Origin of the sequence: Parablautia sp. Marseille-Q6255 (assembly GCF_951230155.1) — a bacterium.
GTDB lineage: Bacteria > Bacillota > Clostridia > Lachnospirales > Lachnospiraceae > Choladousia.
Genome location: NZ_CATNVD010000002.1, coordinates 203532 through 217610, shown reverse-complemented (window position 1 = coordinate 217610; position 14079 = coordinate 203532). Strand labels below are relative to the sequence as shown.

At 50.8% G+C, this 14079-nt stretch carries 19 protein-coding genes; all 19 read left to right on the top strand.

The genetic code is table 11. The annotated features are described in order from the left end of the window. The first annotated feature begins 2 nt into the window (after positions 1 to 2). The 19 genes from QOX44_RS03185 to QOX44_RS03095 all read left to right on the top strand — a co-directional run bounded on the left by QOX44_RS03185 (position 3) and on the right by QOX44_RS03095 (position 14073). Positions 3 to 251 carry a hypothetical protein gene (locus QOX44_RS03185; RefSeq protein ID WP_283681236.1) on the top strand — a complete coding sequence of 83 codons (249 nt, stop codon included), beginning with the start codon at positions 3 to 5 and terminating at the stop codon, positions 249 to 251. A 5-nt stretch (positions 252 to 256) separates the two neighbouring features. After that, complete coding sequence (locus QOX44_RS03180) at positions 257 to 1984, top strand: glucosaminidase domain-containing protein (RefSeq protein WP_283681235.1); 1728 nt, start codon at positions 257 to 259, stop codon at positions 1982 to 1984. Between the two features lie 5 nt (positions 1985 to 1989). Further along, complete coding sequence (locus tag QOX44_RS03175) at positions 1990 to 2322, top strand: Mor transcription activator family protein (protein ID WP_283681234.1); 333 nt, start codon at positions 1990 to 1992, stop codon at positions 2320 to 2322. Positions 2323 to 2427: 105 nt separating this feature from the next. Continuing rightward, a complete protein-coding gene (locus QOX44_RS03170) occupies positions 2428 to 2766 on the top strand; it encodes a hypothetical protein (RefSeq protein ID WP_283681232.1) in 339 nt (112 codons plus the stop codon). A gap of 1 nt (position 2767) precedes the next feature. Beyond that, complete coding sequence (locus tag QOX44_RS03165) at positions 2768 to 3127, top strand: hypothetical protein (protein WP_283681231.1); 360 nt, start codon at positions 2768 to 2770, stop codon at positions 3125 to 3127. Between the two features lie 10 nt (positions 3128 to 3137). Continuing rightward, positions 3138 to 3452 (top strand): hypothetical protein, encoded by a 315-nt coding sequence (locus QOX44_RS03160; protein WP_283681230.1) that lies wholly within the window; start codon positions 3138 to 3140, stop codon positions 3450 to 3452. Next, the gene (locus QOX44_RS03155) at positions 3452 to 4015 is read left to right on the top strand and encodes a phage protein Gp27 family protein (RefSeq protein WP_283681229.1); all 564 of its coding nucleotides are present in this window, start codon (positions 3452 to 3454) and stop codon (positions 4013 to 4015) included. The genes QOX44_RS03160 and QOX44_RS03155 overlap by 1 nt, the downstream gene beginning before the upstream one ends. Further along, the gene (gene terL, locus QOX44_RS03150; protein WP_283681228.1) at positions 4008 to 5768 is read left to right on the top strand and encodes a phage terminase large subunit; all 1761 of its coding nucleotides are present in this window, start codon (positions 4008 to 4010) and stop codon (positions 5766 to 5768) included. Before QOX44_RS03155 ends, terL begins: the two co-directional genes overlap by 8 nt. Continuing rightward, complete coding sequence (locus QOX44_RS03145; RefSeq protein ID WP_283681227.1) at positions 5768 to 7360, top strand: DUF935 domain-containing protein; 1593 nt, start codon at positions 5768 to 5770, stop codon at positions 7358 to 7360. Before terL ends, QOX44_RS03145 begins: the two co-directional genes overlap by 1 nt. Then, on the top strand, positions 7357 to 8088 hold the full coding sequence (locus QOX44_RS03140) for a phage head morphogenesis protein (RefSeq protein ID WP_283681225.1): 732 nt from the start codon (positions 7357 to 7359) through the stop codon (positions 8086 to 8088). The genes QOX44_RS03145 and QOX44_RS03140 overlap by 4 nt, the downstream gene beginning before the upstream one ends. 123 nt (positions 8089 to 8211) lie before the next feature. Further along, positions 8212 to 9249: a phage protease gene (locus QOX44_RS03135; RefSeq protein ID WP_283681224.1), complete on the top strand. Its 1038-nt coding sequence runs from the start codon at positions 8212 to 8214 to the stop codon at positions 9247 to 9249. After that, positions 9249 to 9635, top strand: coding sequence for a hypothetical protein (locus tag QOX44_RS03130; protein WP_283681223.1), 387 nt, complete (start codon positions 9249 to 9251; stop codon positions 9633 to 9635). Before QOX44_RS03135 ends, QOX44_RS03130 begins: the two co-directional genes overlap by 1 nt. A 13-nt stretch (positions 9636 to 9648) precedes the next feature. Next, positions 9649 to 10545, top strand: coding sequence for a Mu-like prophage major head subunit gpT family protein (locus QOX44_RS03125; protein WP_283681222.1), 897 nt, complete (start codon positions 9649 to 9651; stop codon positions 10543 to 10545). Between the two features lie 17 nt (positions 10546 to 10562). Beyond that, positions 10563 to 11036, top strand: coding sequence for a gp436 family protein (locus QOX44_RS03120; protein WP_283681221.1), 474 nt, complete (start codon positions 10563 to 10565; stop codon positions 11034 to 11036). A gap of 4 nt (positions 11037 to 11040) precedes the next feature. Then, positions 11041 to 11526 carry a phage virion morphogenesis protein gene (locus tag QOX44_RS03115; protein WP_283681220.1) on the top strand — a complete coding sequence of 162 codons (486 nt, stop codon included), beginning with the start codon at positions 11041 to 11043 and terminating at the stop codon, positions 11524 to 11526. Beyond that, complete coding sequence (locus QOX44_RS03110; protein WP_283681219.1) at positions 11523 to 12008, top strand: SON protein; 486 nt, start codon at positions 11523 to 11525, stop codon at positions 12006 to 12008. Before QOX44_RS03115 ends, QOX44_RS03110 begins: the two co-directional genes overlap by 4 nt. Positions 12009 to 12013: 5 nt before the next feature. After that, positions 12014 to 12226, top strand: a complete 213-nt coding sequence (locus QOX44_RS03105) for a hypothetical protein (RefSeq protein WP_283681218.1) — start codon at positions 12014 to 12016, stop codon at positions 12224 to 12226. Then, complete coding sequence (locus QOX44_RS03100; protein ID WP_283681217.1) at positions 12223 to 13620, top strand: DUF2586 family protein; 1398 nt, start codon at positions 12223 to 12225, stop codon at positions 13618 to 13620. The genes QOX44_RS03105 and QOX44_RS03100 overlap by 4 nt, the downstream gene beginning before the upstream one ends. A 9-nt stretch (positions 13621 to 13629) precedes the next feature. Next, the gene (locus QOX44_RS03095) at positions 13630 to 14073 is read left to right on the top strand and encodes a hypothetical protein (protein ID WP_283681216.1); all 444 of its coding nucleotides are present in this window, start codon (positions 13630 to 13632) and stop codon (positions 14071 to 14073) included. Positions 14074 to 14079: the final 6 nt, after the last annotated feature.

Sequence of the window (14079 nt, the reverse complement as noted above, 5' to 3'; positions counted from 1 at the left end):
AGATGGCACGGTATGAACTTGTAGTAGAGGAAAAGGTCACGCACCAACACAGCCTGATTATCGAATGCGATAGTATGGCAGAAGCACAGGGTATTGCTGAGGAGATGGAAGACGAAAACATATATCATACAGATGATATTGTTGTGGCAGCGAAATCTGTTGGGGCGAAAGTGGTAGAATTTAATGAGGATTATTTTGTCAATACAGATTATATAGAAATTGACGAGATAAACGAAGTAAAGGAGGACTGATACATATGGCAAAGAAAAAATTATTGATCATTGCAGGGCACGGCGAAGGCGATCCGGGCGCATGCAGCATTTGGGGACAGGAAGCAGATTATACGCGGGAGCTTGCGACGATGGTAAAGAAGTCGATCGGAAATAAGATATCCGTGACGATGTATGACCAGAAGAAAAACTGCTATACGCAGAGCAAGCGCGGTAACGTGCCGGAGTATGCGAAGTATGACATGACGTTAGAGATCCATTTTAATGCGAAAGCAAAGAAGGATCCATATGGGAACGGAAGCTTTACAGGTGTCGGCGGTTACATCCACCCGGACAACGCCGGACGGAAAGTGGCACGGGCGATTATTGACCGCGTGGTTGCGCTTGGATTCCGAGAGTGGCTGCTGGATACCAGCACGGGGCTGCTGAACCTGAACAATGCGCAGCGTCAGGGCGCAAAGTATTTTTTGCTTGAGACAGCGTTTATCGATGACGGCGATGACATGAATTTTTACCGCGACCATGAGGAAGCATTTGCCAAGGCGATCGCGCAGGGCATCATGGACGGACTGGGAATGGATTCTGAAGCGGGCGATGTGGAGAAAAAAGAATACTGGAGGGTACGCAAGTCGTGGGAGGATGCGGCAAGCCAGAAGTATGCGATGGAGACAAAGGAGGCAGCGATCCGAGTGTGTCCGGCAGGGTACAGCGTGTTTGATCCATCCGGAAAGTGCGTCTATACCAAAGAGGTATACGGCACACAGGCGCAGTCATTTGAAGGCTGCGCAGAAGCAGAGTACATCGAAGCAGTCGGAGCGATGTATACCGAAGATGAACGTAAGAACGGCATCCTTGCCTGTGTATCGCTTGCGCAGTCCATCTTAGAGAGCGGATACGGGCAGACGGATCTGGCGCAGATCGGCAATAACATGCACGGCATGAAATGCACCCTGTCCGGGAACACATGGTCAGGCACGGCGTGGGACGGTGAGAGCTTTTACGAGAAGTTATCACCGGAAGTTGAGAACGGTCAGGAAGTGATGCGTCGGTCACAGTTTCGGTGTTACGAATGTATCGAGGAGTCCATTGCCGACCATGCAGCGTATCTGTTAAATGCAGCAAACGGGAACAAGCGCAGGTTTGAAGGAATACAGGGAGAGCAGGATTACCGGAAGGCGATCCAGATCATCAAGGCAGGCGGGTACGCGACAGATCCGGAGTATGTCAACAAGATCTGCAACATCATAGAACGTTGGGATCTGACACGGTTTAATGCAGGAAACAGCGAGCCGGATCAGAAGCCGGAAGTACCGGAGCAGAAGCCGGAGACACCGGATCAGGGAGGTCAGGAAGAGAGTGGGCAGGTACTGTATGGTATCTTTACAGATGTGAACATTTTGTCAATCCTGTCTGAGCCGCAGAAGTCCGGTAAGGTGGTCGGGTATATCCAAGAACCAGAGGGCAGGAAGAAAGAGTACCACATCGTTGCAGAAGAGAACGGATATGGGAAGCTGCTTAGCGGAGCCGGATGGGTGGATCTGGCGCATGTGAAGAAATGGCTGTACGCAGCACAGACGACTTGCGATGTGCTGAATATCCGCAAAAAGGCATCGATCGACTCACCGATCGTCGGAACGATCAGCGAGCCGGAGGGCAGGAAAGTGCCGTACCATATTGACAAGGAAAAGAACGGATTTGGTCATCTGGTAAGCGGAGCCGGATGGGTTAGTCTCGATTATATTAAAAAGGTGTGATAAGAATGGATCAGAACATGCGGGAGCTGCTGGATGATACGACAATAGAGGATTTGCCGGAGAGCTGCCAGCCGATCGTAGAGATCGTCGGGATGGAACGGTTTTTTGAATTATCCGAGTATGCGCAAGGGGATGCACTGTATATCCCGAAGCCGGACAGCATTGTTACCCCGGCGCGCAACCGGAAGATCAAAAAAGAGTGGAACGGTTACAATTTGCGGGAGCTGGCAGACAAATACGGACTGACACCGAACCGGATCCGCAGCATCTTAAAGGATGAGCAGGTATTTGGACAGCTTTCGATGTTTGATCCGGATTTCGAGTTGTATGGAGAGTGAAATTTTTTCCTGAAATATTTTAATTAAAGGTTATCTGAAGAATAAGTAGACTAGGAGCATAGCTTGGCTATGCTCCTAAATTTTTTGTCGGGAAAGGGGAACAAGATGGAAGTTTTGAATGCATTGGAAATTGAATCAATAGTGGATGTCACGAAGCTGGTGGCAGCGATCGGGGTGCTGGCATTTATTGTGTCCTGTATCGCGGAGGTGCTAAAGCACGTGAAATGGCTGGATGCCGTGCTGCCGACAGGGATTGTAGTGATTATCCTGTCGCTGGTAATCTGTCCGGTGGCAATCCTTGGTATGCTGGCGTATGCCGGGCAGCCGATCACATGGTTTATGGTGTTTGCCTCGTTTATCGCAGCTTTTATTGTGGCATTGGTGGCGATGGACGGATGGGAACGCGTGACAGAGCTTGCAGGGAAGCTGATCAAGAGGGAATGATATGGAATATGCGATCACATTTGCGGACGTGATGACAGGGCTGATCGGAATCGGACTGGGTGTGTTTGGGTGGCTTGTGAAGAACTGGATCAGCGGCGTCCTGAAAAGTAACGAAGAGACAAAAGTACAGGTTAAGGGAATCGACAAAAAGATAGATGAGCGTATCAAAGCATTAGATGAAAAGACGGATCGGGAGATCCGTCAGATGGAAAAAGAAATCACAGATTTTAAGTCGGACTTTGCAACAACGTTCGTACTCCGGGAGGATTACTTCCGGGCAATGAACAAGATGGAGGATTCCATCCGAAATATCGATCACAAAATAGACCGCCTGCTGTTAAAGGGTAGCGGAAAGGAATGAGGTGAGAGGAATGAACGACGCAGAACGCGCGGAGGTGAAGCGGAACAAGGCAGTCCGCGGGTATATCATCCGCTGTCTGGTCAAGGGATTTAATAATGCTGCACTGACACGTCAGGTATCAAATGCGATGATCGCGGCGGGGCTGGTGATCTCGCCGGATATATCAAAGTATATTGATTACCTGCATGACGCTGGGTACATCGAGTTTACGGATGAACGGGTAACAGCGTACAACGCATACGCGGAAGATGCCGTGATCCGGCTGACGAAGGAAGGTGTCGACCTTGCGGAAGGCACGGTCAACGATCCGGGGGTGGATATCTGATGGCGAAGCAGCGCAGGAAGACGCGGATATCCTCGAAGGTGGATGAACTGCCGGAGGAGATCAAAACGAATGTAGATGTGATGCTGGCAGATACATCGAATACGTATCAGGGCATCAGCGACTGGCTGAAAACGATGGGATACGATGTGTCAAAGTCATCGGTCGGAAGGTATGCGATGCGCTCCAACACGGCGATGCAGCGGTTACTGGAAGCGCAGCGGCAGACAGAGAAGCTGGTGCAGGTCGTCAAACAGAATCCGGATGCAGATTATACGGAAGCCGGTATGCGGATGCTGATGGACGGTCTGATCAACAAGATGGCGACCGCAGAGGAAGAATTTGATGCGATGCCGCTCGATAAGGCAGGGCGGCTGCTGGCATCACTTAGCCGGACGAAGGTCTATAAGGACAAGGTGCGGCAGGAGATGCAGAAAAAGACGGATCTTGCTTTTGCAGAGATGGAGGGGCGGATCCTTAAGATCATACGGCAGGATGCTGAGGCTGCGGAGCAGCTTAGGACGATCCTGAAAGATGCGAAGGACAGGATGATGCAGGATGATTGATCTGGAACGCTGGCTCTTGGAGCTGGATGACGGGGAAGAGAGGGAAGCGCAGAGGCAGCAGGAAAGCAGCGAAGCGCTGTTTGAACAGTATGTGTTGCGGAAGGACACGCCATACCGACGGGATCTGCTGAAGCAGTACCGAAACGGGGCTGCGCTGACCGGAAAAGACGGGCTGCGCAAGAAGCTGGCGGCAGTCGATCTGGCATACTTTGGACGAGCCTATCTGCCGCATTACTTTGTCCGCGAATCTCCGGAGTTTCATGGGGAACTGGACGATATCTGGGCGGAAGGTGTCCTGAAAAATAAAAATCCGTATACCGATGCGGTGCAGATCAGCCGGATGGACGGCAGTAACTGGGCGATCGCAGCACCGAGAGGACATGCGAAGTCCACGACGTTTACCTTTAAAGATTCGCTGCACGCAACGCTGTATGCCTATAAGCATTATATCCTGATCTTGTCAGACAGTACCGAACAAGCGGAGGCGTTTTTGGAGGACATTAAGACGGAACTGGAGGACAACGCCTACATCATTGAGGATTTTGGGCATCTGAAGGGAGATTCTACGTGGAAGACCGGGACGATCAAAGCTACCAACGGCGTGAAGATCGATGCGATCGGATCCGGCAAGAAGATCCGAGGCAGGAAGAACCGGTCATGGCGTCCGGATCTGATCGTGCTGGACGATATTGAGAATGATGAGAATGTTGCCACGCCGGAGCAGCGCAGGAAGCTGAAGAGCTGGTTTGATAAGGCGGTGTTAAAGGCGGGAGATACCTATACCGATGTGATGTATGTCGGGACAATCCTGCATTATGATTCCTTACTCGCTGGCAAGTTGCAGAATCCGGGATTCAAGAGCCGGAAATATCGGGCAGTCATATCCGATTCCGATCACCCAGAGCTGTGGGAAGCATGGGAGAAGATCTATACAAACCTGTTTAACGACAAGCATGAAGCAGATGCGGAAGCGTTTTTTGAAGCGAATAAGGAAGAAATGCTGGAAGGGACGCAGGTACTGTGGGAGGCGAAGCTGCCGTACTACAAGCTGATGAAGATGAAAGTCGATGAAGGCACCGCATCCTTTAACAGCGAGCTTCAGAATGACCCGATCGATCCGGACAACGCAGACTTTAACGAGGAGTGGTTCGTCTACTACGAGGACGGCGAGGTGGATTTCAAACAGCCAAAGTACCTTTTTATCGGCGGAAACGATCCGTCTCTTGGAAAGAATGCGAAGGCGGATACCAGCTCGATCATCACGCTGGCGCTGGATACGGAGAACGGCTACAAGTATGTCGTGTATGCGGATATCGCAAAGCGCAATCCGGATAAGATCATCGAGGACATTTTCGACACGGACAAACGCCTGCGGCTGGAATATGGCAAAGGTTACTATTCCTTCGGTGTGGAGGACGTCCAGTTTCAGTATTATTTTAAACAGGTCATGGCTCAGAAGTCAGCAGAGCGGGGCATCTACCTGCCGATCGAGGGGATCACGAGTACGTCAAATAAGGTGCTGCGCATCCGGTCGTTACAGCCGGAGGTCAAGAACGGGTATATCCGGTTCCAGCAACGGCAGAAATCATTATTGCAGCAGATGCAGGAGTTCCCGATGGGAAAGAACGACGATGCACCAGACGGGCTGCACATGGCAGTCCTGATGGCGAATCAGGTAAAAGCAGCGGGGCATCAGATCGGGTACAAGAGTGTCGGCAAGCGGCTGCTGCGGTGGAAGAAAGGAGCCTACTGATGGCGAAGAAGAAAAAGAAGCAGGGCAAGATCCGCAATGAGCCATACGATCCGGAGAAGCAGGACGGGAGTGTCCGTCCGGTCTATGCGCGGATCGCGGCGAAGGAAGCGTCCGATAAGTATAGTGAGTATCCGTCTAACGGACTGACACCGGTACGTCTGGCTCGGATCTTTCGGGAGGCGGACGATGGAGACGTGCGCCGACAAATGGAATTGTTTGAAGAGATGGAAGAGAAAGATCCTCATCTGTTTTCTCAGTTGCAGACTAGAAAACAGGCCGTCACGGGACTGGAATGGGAAGTGCAGCCGGTATCGCCAGATCCCAAGGATAAGCAGATTGCACAGTGGGTGCAGGACCAGATGGAGGACATGGAGAACCTGAACGGGATCCTGCTGGATCTGTTGGATGCGATCGGCAAAGGGATCTCTGTCATGGAAATCCTGTGGGCTGTCGATGAGCAGAGTCAGATAGTGATTGCGGACATCCAGCAGGTACACCCCAAAAAACTGATGTGGGACACCGTAACGGATGAGATGCGTATCTGTACGGAGGCGCATCCGGAAGGAATGAGTCTGCCGCATAACAAATTTGTTGTACATCGCTACAAGGCAAAATCCGGTCATGACAGCCGCGCCGGTATCCTGCGCGTAGTGAGCTGGATGTATCTGTTTAAAAACTACTCCTTAAAGGATTGGGTAGCATTTTGTGAGGTGTATGGGATGCCGCTGCGCTTAGGGAAGTATGATGCATCAGCCTCTGATGCGGACAGGCGTGCACTGATGGAAGCAATCGTGTCGCTTGGCTCAGATGCAGCAGGAATTGTACCGTCATCAACATCCATTGAGTTTATTGAGTCGCAGAACAAGAGCGGGGCAACGGATACTTATGAGAAGCTGGCGCGGTACTGTGACGAGCAAATCAGCAAAGCGATTTTGGGGCAGACGTTGACCTCAGACAGTGGCAGCGGAAGCTATGCGCAGTCAAAGACGCATGATGAGGTACGGCACGATCTGACGGTGGCAGACGCCAAGGCGCTGTCCATGACGATCCGGCGTGACATCATCGGACCACTTGTCGAGTATAATTTTGGTCCTGAAGCAGACCTGCCGCTCTTTGAAATCACTTGCGAGGATCCGGAGGATCTGCTACAGACGGCAGATATCTATGTGAAGGTCAGAAACGAGCTTGGCGTGCCGATCGCAATGGATCACGTCTATAAAAAGTTTGGAATTCCGAAACCCGAAGAAGGGGAAGCGGTCATTCCGGGACAATCATCCTATATGCCGCAGCCGGAAGAGGCTGGTCCGGTAGAGATGAAAGAGCCGGATCCAGATCAGGAAGCTGAGGTACAGGCACAGATTGATGGGATTGTAGAGCTGTCTGTCAAGAATGCGGGGGAGCTGTTTAAAAAGATGACCGCGCCGATCCGGAAGCTGGTCGATGAGTGCGACGACATACAAGCACTAAAAACGAAGCTGGAGGATGCGGATACGGTGCGCAGGTTGTATGAAGAAATGGATCTGGAAGAGTTTACGGATTATCTGCATCAGGGCATCTACTTTGCGGAGCTGATCGGAAGGAGCGAAGGATGAGCGGCGCAGAATACCTACAGGGATTTTCCAAGCTGATTTTCGAAAGTGCAGTCGCTTTTCTGAAAAAGAAACGCGTCCTATCAAAAGAAGAATATGCATCACTGAGCGATCGAGCGAAAGCGAAAGCGTTTACAGTAGCCGGATACACAGCCGCAGAGGTACTGCAGGAGTTTCTGGATAAGCTGACAACGGCAGTGGAAGAAGGCAGGACGCTGGCAGACTGGAAGGCGCAGATGGATGATTGGCTTGGTACGCATGGATATGACGATATGAATCCGGGGAAAGCAGAGCTGGTATTTCGGACGAACGTACAGACCGCCTATAATGCCGGACATTACAAAAGCATGATGCAAGCGAAGAAGCTGCGTCCGTACTGGATGTATGTTACGGCTGGGGATGACCGGGTACGAGATACGCATGCCGCGTTACACGGGGCAGTGTACCGGGCAGACGATCCGTTCTGGAAGGTGTGGTATCCGCCAAACGGGTACAAGTGCAGATGTCATGTTAGGTCCTACTCAGAACGCCAGATACGGGAACGGAACCTTACGGTACAGACCAAGCCGCCGGTTACGGTTGACCTGGCAACCGGGGAAATTAACGCGTTACGTCCGGACAAAGGATTTTCGAGTAATCCGGCACTGGATGCATGGCGTCCGGATATATCAAAGTTTGCCCCAAAAGTGCGTTTGGCTTTTAAGGCAAAAAATTCCTTTGTAGATAAGTAAAAAAATGGGTAATGCATTTAGGGTAGGGAATTGTAGGGCTAAAGGTTTGTAACGCAAAATGACGCGGAATAACGCGGTTATAACGCGTATAGAAACGATGTGAAAGACGCAGGAAGTGGAGAAATGGAAAAAAAGAAGAAAAATGACGTGGTAATGGTCGCATTAACGCCCAAAGCGGTGGATGGAGTTCCGGATCTGATTGCCGTGATACCGAAAGGACATGTGGAATCTCGGAAGGGTGATTTTATCGTCGATGACGAATCGTTCCGGATGATCAATAAGCAGTTCTTAGGACGGAGATTAGATCTTGTGATCGATTATGAGCACCAGACGCTGCACGATGTGCAGGCTCCGGCTGCAGGTTGGATCACGGAGCTGATCAACGGGGAAGATGCAATCATGGCAAAGGTAAACTGGACTCCGAAGGGTGCTGAGTATCTGAAAAATAAGGAATACCGTTACCTCTCCCCGGTGATCATTACCAGAAAAAATGACAAAAAAGTGATTGCGCTGCATTCAGCAGCGTTAACAAACACCCCCGCGATCGATGGCATGTTCCCGCTTGTGGGCTGCAGCCTTGACGTGGATGATTATGAGGAGGAACGGACAATGGAATTAGGAAAACTGATCAGATTGCTGGGACTGCCGGAAACAGCAACAGAAGATGAGGTGGAGGCAGCACTCCAGGCGGCAGGCAGGAAGCCGGAAGGAACGGAACCGGTAGCGAATAAGGAGACTATGGTGGCGAACAGCACGATCCTGACACTTTTAGGTTTGAAGGCAGATGCTAAGACCGAGGAGGTAGCGGCTGCAATCGTTAAGCTGCAGAATGGAGACAGCACTCTTGCGGCAGAAGTGCAGGCACTCAAAGCACAGCTTGAGGGGCGTGCAGCTGATGAGGCGGTCACGGCAGCGCTGAAAGCAGGGAAGATTACCGCAGCGCAGAAAGACTGGGCGCACAGCTATGCGCTGAAGGATCCAGAAGGGTTTGCCGCATTTGTGGACAAAGCACCTGCAGTGGTGGTAATGGACAACCTGACGGGTGCAGAGCTGAAAGAAAAAGATGGAAAAAGTGGTCTGTCCGGTTTAGATAGTACAGTGTTGAAAAACTTAGGAATCTCAGAAGAGGAAGTAAAAGAGTATTACAAGGAGGATATGTGATGGGACGATTGATCGGAGAACAGCTTACCGGGCGCAGTATCTTGCGCGTACCGGTTGCAAAGGGAACGAAGTTGATTGACGGTGACATTGTAGTCTTGAATGCAGACGGTTATGCAGTAAAGGCATCAAAGGCAGCTGATTTGGTAGCGGCTGGATCAGCACAGGAATATGTTGACAATACCGCCGGTGATGATGGAGCTTGCCATGTACGTGTGCAGCGTGGAGTGTTTGTACTTGGTAACGCTGGTGACATTAAAGAAACGGACATCTTAAAGACGTGTTATTTTGCTGGACCGGACAGCGTAACGCTGACCGCAGAAGGATCCAGCGTAGCCGGAAAAGTATTTGCAGTAGAAGGCAACGTGGTTGCTGTTGATATGTTTTAAGGAGGAATGAATCATGATTATTAACGCACAGGCGCTGCGCGCGCTGGATGTAAGCTTTTCAACGTTATACAACAAGGGCTTTTCGGCAAAGGAACCAAAGTATCCGCTGATTGCCACAGAAGTACCGTCCAGTACCTCTGAGGAAAATTATGGGTGGATTGGACAGATGCCGGATATGGAAGAATGGCTTGATGAACGTACCATCAAAAATCTGAGTGCTTATACCTATTCTATCAAGAATAAGACATTTGAGTCTACGGTAGCAATTGACCGTGAAGCACTGGAAGATGACAGGTATGGCGTTTACAGACCGAACTTTGAAACAATGGGAGCCAAGGCTGCAACAGCGCCGGATCGAACAGTGTTTGAACTTCTTCAGGCAGGGTTTTCCGAAGTCTGCTATGACGGAAAGCCGTTTTTCTCAGATGAGCATCTCGTTGGGGATAAAGAGTACAGCAATATGTCTACAGACAAGCTGACTCAGGAGAGCTTTATTGTGGCTCGTACGGCAATCATGTCCTTTGTGGGAGACAAAGGAAAAACTCTTGGCTTGGTTCCGAATGTACTTCTTGTTCCTCCGGCATTGGAAATGACAGCACGAAAAATTCTCGAAGCGGATATCGTGAATTCAGAGACGAATATCACAAAGGGATTGGCGAAGGTTGAAGTAGTAAGCGAGTTGGCTGGAAATCCGGATGCATGGTATTTACTGGCAACGAATGAGCCACTTAAGCCGATGATTCTTCAGATGCGCAAAAAGCCGAAGTTTACAGCGTTGACAAAAGATGATGATCCGAACGTCTTCTTGAAGAAACAGTATCTGTATGGAACAGATGGTCGCTGGAATGCGGGATACGGTTTCTGGCAGATGGCATATGGATCAACAGGAAAAGGCGAAGCGAAAGGCTGATGAGATAGGAGGCTGCTATGGCATACAGCAAGGCAGAAGATGTACTGGATATGATCAAGCCGGATATGTTGCGATCCCTGATCGGGGATAACTGCCGTCTGGACGGTGATGAGCTGCGTGATGCTGCTATGCCATATGCGCAGACCGCCGTAGAGGATGCAGATTCCGAGATCGACGGATACCTTGCCAAGCGGTACAGGGTGCCGCTTGAACGGGTACCGAAGATGATCGGGAAGCTATCAAAAGATATCGCGGTCTACAACATGGCTTCCAGACGTGGAATTGACGAGTCAGAACGCGAAAAGAATATCCTGAACCGTTACAATGCGGCAATCCTGTATCTGACAAACGTTGCCAAAGGCATTGTTGAGTTAGACGGTCAGACATCCGGAGGGACAGGAGACACGCTGCCGGATGCACAGGGAAATGCAGGTTTTTCTATCCAGTCTAGTGACCGTGTGTTTTCGCGGCAGTCGATGAGAGGATGGTAATGGCATGAGCGGCATCCGTGTGAGCATGAAGGGTGAGTTTGAAGAGTATAAGAGCCGATTGCAGCGTTTGGGGAGCATTGACCGTGCGGAGCTGATGGCGGCAATAGCGGAAGCGCTGCGTACCAGCACTGACGAGCGGTTTGACACGGAGACTTCGCCGGATGGAGCAGCATGGAAGCGATCCATTCGGGCATCCGGTGGCGGGAAGACGTTGACGGACAGCAGCCGTCTGCGTACTTCCATCCATGCAAGATCGTCAGAGAAAGGCGCAGAAATCGGCACGAATACCATTTATGCCGCGACGCATCAGTTTGGTGAACCGGGAAGAATAATTAGGGCTAAAAACAAACCGATGCTTGCGTTTCGGATCGCCGGAAAGTGGTATCACAAAAAACAGGTCACGATCAAAGTTCCGGCACGTCCGTTCCTTGGACTGTCTGATGCAGATCGTACAGAGATCATTGATCTGATGGAGGAAGCACTGAAATGACAAAGAAACAGTATCTGGAAGATCTTCTGCGAGCATCAGGGATAACCGGGACAATATATGAAAGCTTGAAAAAAATGTCTGAAGATGAGGGGAGCTATTATGCCGGGATCCTGCGCGGCAGTGACAAGCCGGTTCGTGCGAAGTCAAAAAAAATATTCGATAATGGGGCGGTTACGATGAACCGGCTGAAACTGTATGACATGGAGACCGTTTATACAGTTGTCATTGCCGAGTATGATGAAGAACATCTGGAAGAACATCTGGAGGCATTTTTTAAGGAAATAAGCAAGGGATTTGACGATGGAAATGGAAACTGGGTAGGCGTCGAAGCCGGAGAAGTAGACTGGGTTGATGAAAAGGACAGTATCTTAAAGGCAAAGATTGCAGTAGAAATCCCAGTAACGTTCACATACGGAATTTATAAGGATGTCCCAGCCAGCCATATGGTAGGGACGCCGGAAATTGGAATGGAAAAGGAGTGATGGAGATGGCAGCGAAGGCTGTGAAGGAAGCAGCGCCGGATCAGGTTCTGCGCAAAACGGCAGAGGATTGGGCGATCGCGAAGCAGGTGCCGGGTGTGTATCTGGAAGGCGTAAAGCAGAGGCAAGGATGGGCAAAAAATAAGATGCTGGAAGAGAACGAGTTCGATGTAGCGCTGCGTGAGTTTTTGAAAGCGGCAGCAGACGGGAGGACAAGATGATTTCAAGGGTAGAAGTAGAGGTTAAGGATGGAGGCTCCGGAATTGGAGAGCAGCTGCTCAGCGGCGTACACGCTAAGGTTGGCATATCCTCAAAAGTAACGGATCCAGTTGAGATCCGTAATACGATGGACACTGACCAGATCAGAGAGCTGCTGGGGCAGTCGCCGCTTGCAGATGCTTGCATGGATTCCATCGATGGCGGCGCGCAGCAGATGTATTGCTATCCGGTGGCAGCAACGACAGGAGGGAAACCGTCTGAAGTAGTACATACCGGAACCGGAAAGGGAACTGTAACGGTGTCCGGAACCGGAATCAATGCGTATGACGTGGTTGTACAGATTGCGGACGGAGGCGCTACGAATGAAGCAACATTTACCATCAGTACAGACGGCGGGAACAGCGTATCAGAGGAAATGACTGTGCCGCTGGCGGGGAATTATGAAATCCCGGATACTGGGCTGACACTGGCATTTGTGGCAGAAGCGGAGAATAAATTCGTTGCCGGAGATACGTATGCGTTTACAGTTGCTGCGCCGACAACGAGCAATGAGGCGATTTTGGCAGCCGTGGAGCGTGTTTATAAGAGCCATGCAAATATTGAGGCGGTGCATATTGTAGGAACAACCAACAAGGATCTGTGGGCATCACTGGAAGCACTGGCACAGGCGCAGGAGACGGATGCGGGACGACCGCTTCTGATCGTCTGCGAGCAGCGTATTGCCGGAAAAGACGAGGCTGCTGCAGATTATGTGGAAGCGATCAAGGCAGACTGTAAATCAGCAGGACGTCACGTGTCAGTAGTACAGACATGGGCGCGCTTTAAAGGAATGGATGGGCGTGTACGTGTGACGAACATGGCAGCCTATATTATGGGTATGATCGCGCAGGCGAAAGAGTCTACCAGTATTGCGTACGTACGTGATTTTGCAATCAGCGAGAGCAAGGTACAGGAACTTGTGCCGGCTGGTATTGAGGATATGTACGAGGAGCTGGATGCAGCACGGTATATTGCGCTGCGTCGATATCCAGGCAGGGATGCATGGTATCTTGCAAGCTCCAACACCTGCGCACCGGAAAGCAGTGACTTTGCGACCATCGAGCATGCGCGTGTTATGTACAGGCTGGTAAGAGAGGTATACAAGAGAGCAACGGAATGGCTGAAAGCAGATTTTAATGCATCAGAAATTGAAACCGAGGCAGCGCCGGTGCAGGCGGATCTTAACATCCCGGTTGAGGATGCGATCAAAGACCAGATCATCAGCAGCGGACAGGCAGTATTGCTGGATCCGGAGAGTCTGCTGACAGACCAGAAGATCCCAGTACGGGTAAGCTATAAGCCGCGGGCGTATGCAAATGTGGTATCCCTGACCTTTATGGCAGGGGCAGTATCTTAGGAGGGTAACATGGCAAGAAAGCAAATTGTAAACGGAAAGGTATATGACTGGTCATCGATCACGATTGCGCTGTCCGGCTGCCAGAACATCGAGCCGACATCCATCGACTACGAGGATAGTCAGGATAAGGAGCTGGTATACGGGCGCGGCGGTAATCCGCGCGGATTTGGCACTGGGAATAAGAGCAACTCCGTAAAACTGGAGATGCTGCGCGAAGATTACAACACACTTGTTGATGCGTACCGGAGTCAGGGAGGATTTTATAAGATCGTGATCCCGAAGATCACGGTATCGTATGCGGACGTAGGGGCAACGACCTGTACGGACGTACTGACAAACGTAACATTTACCAAACGTGGCGGTTTTGGCGGCAAGCAGGGCGACAAGTCCACAACGATCAGTCTTGAGGGTATCGCGATGGGCGGTATCTGTATTGATGGAGTAAACGCATAAGGAGGA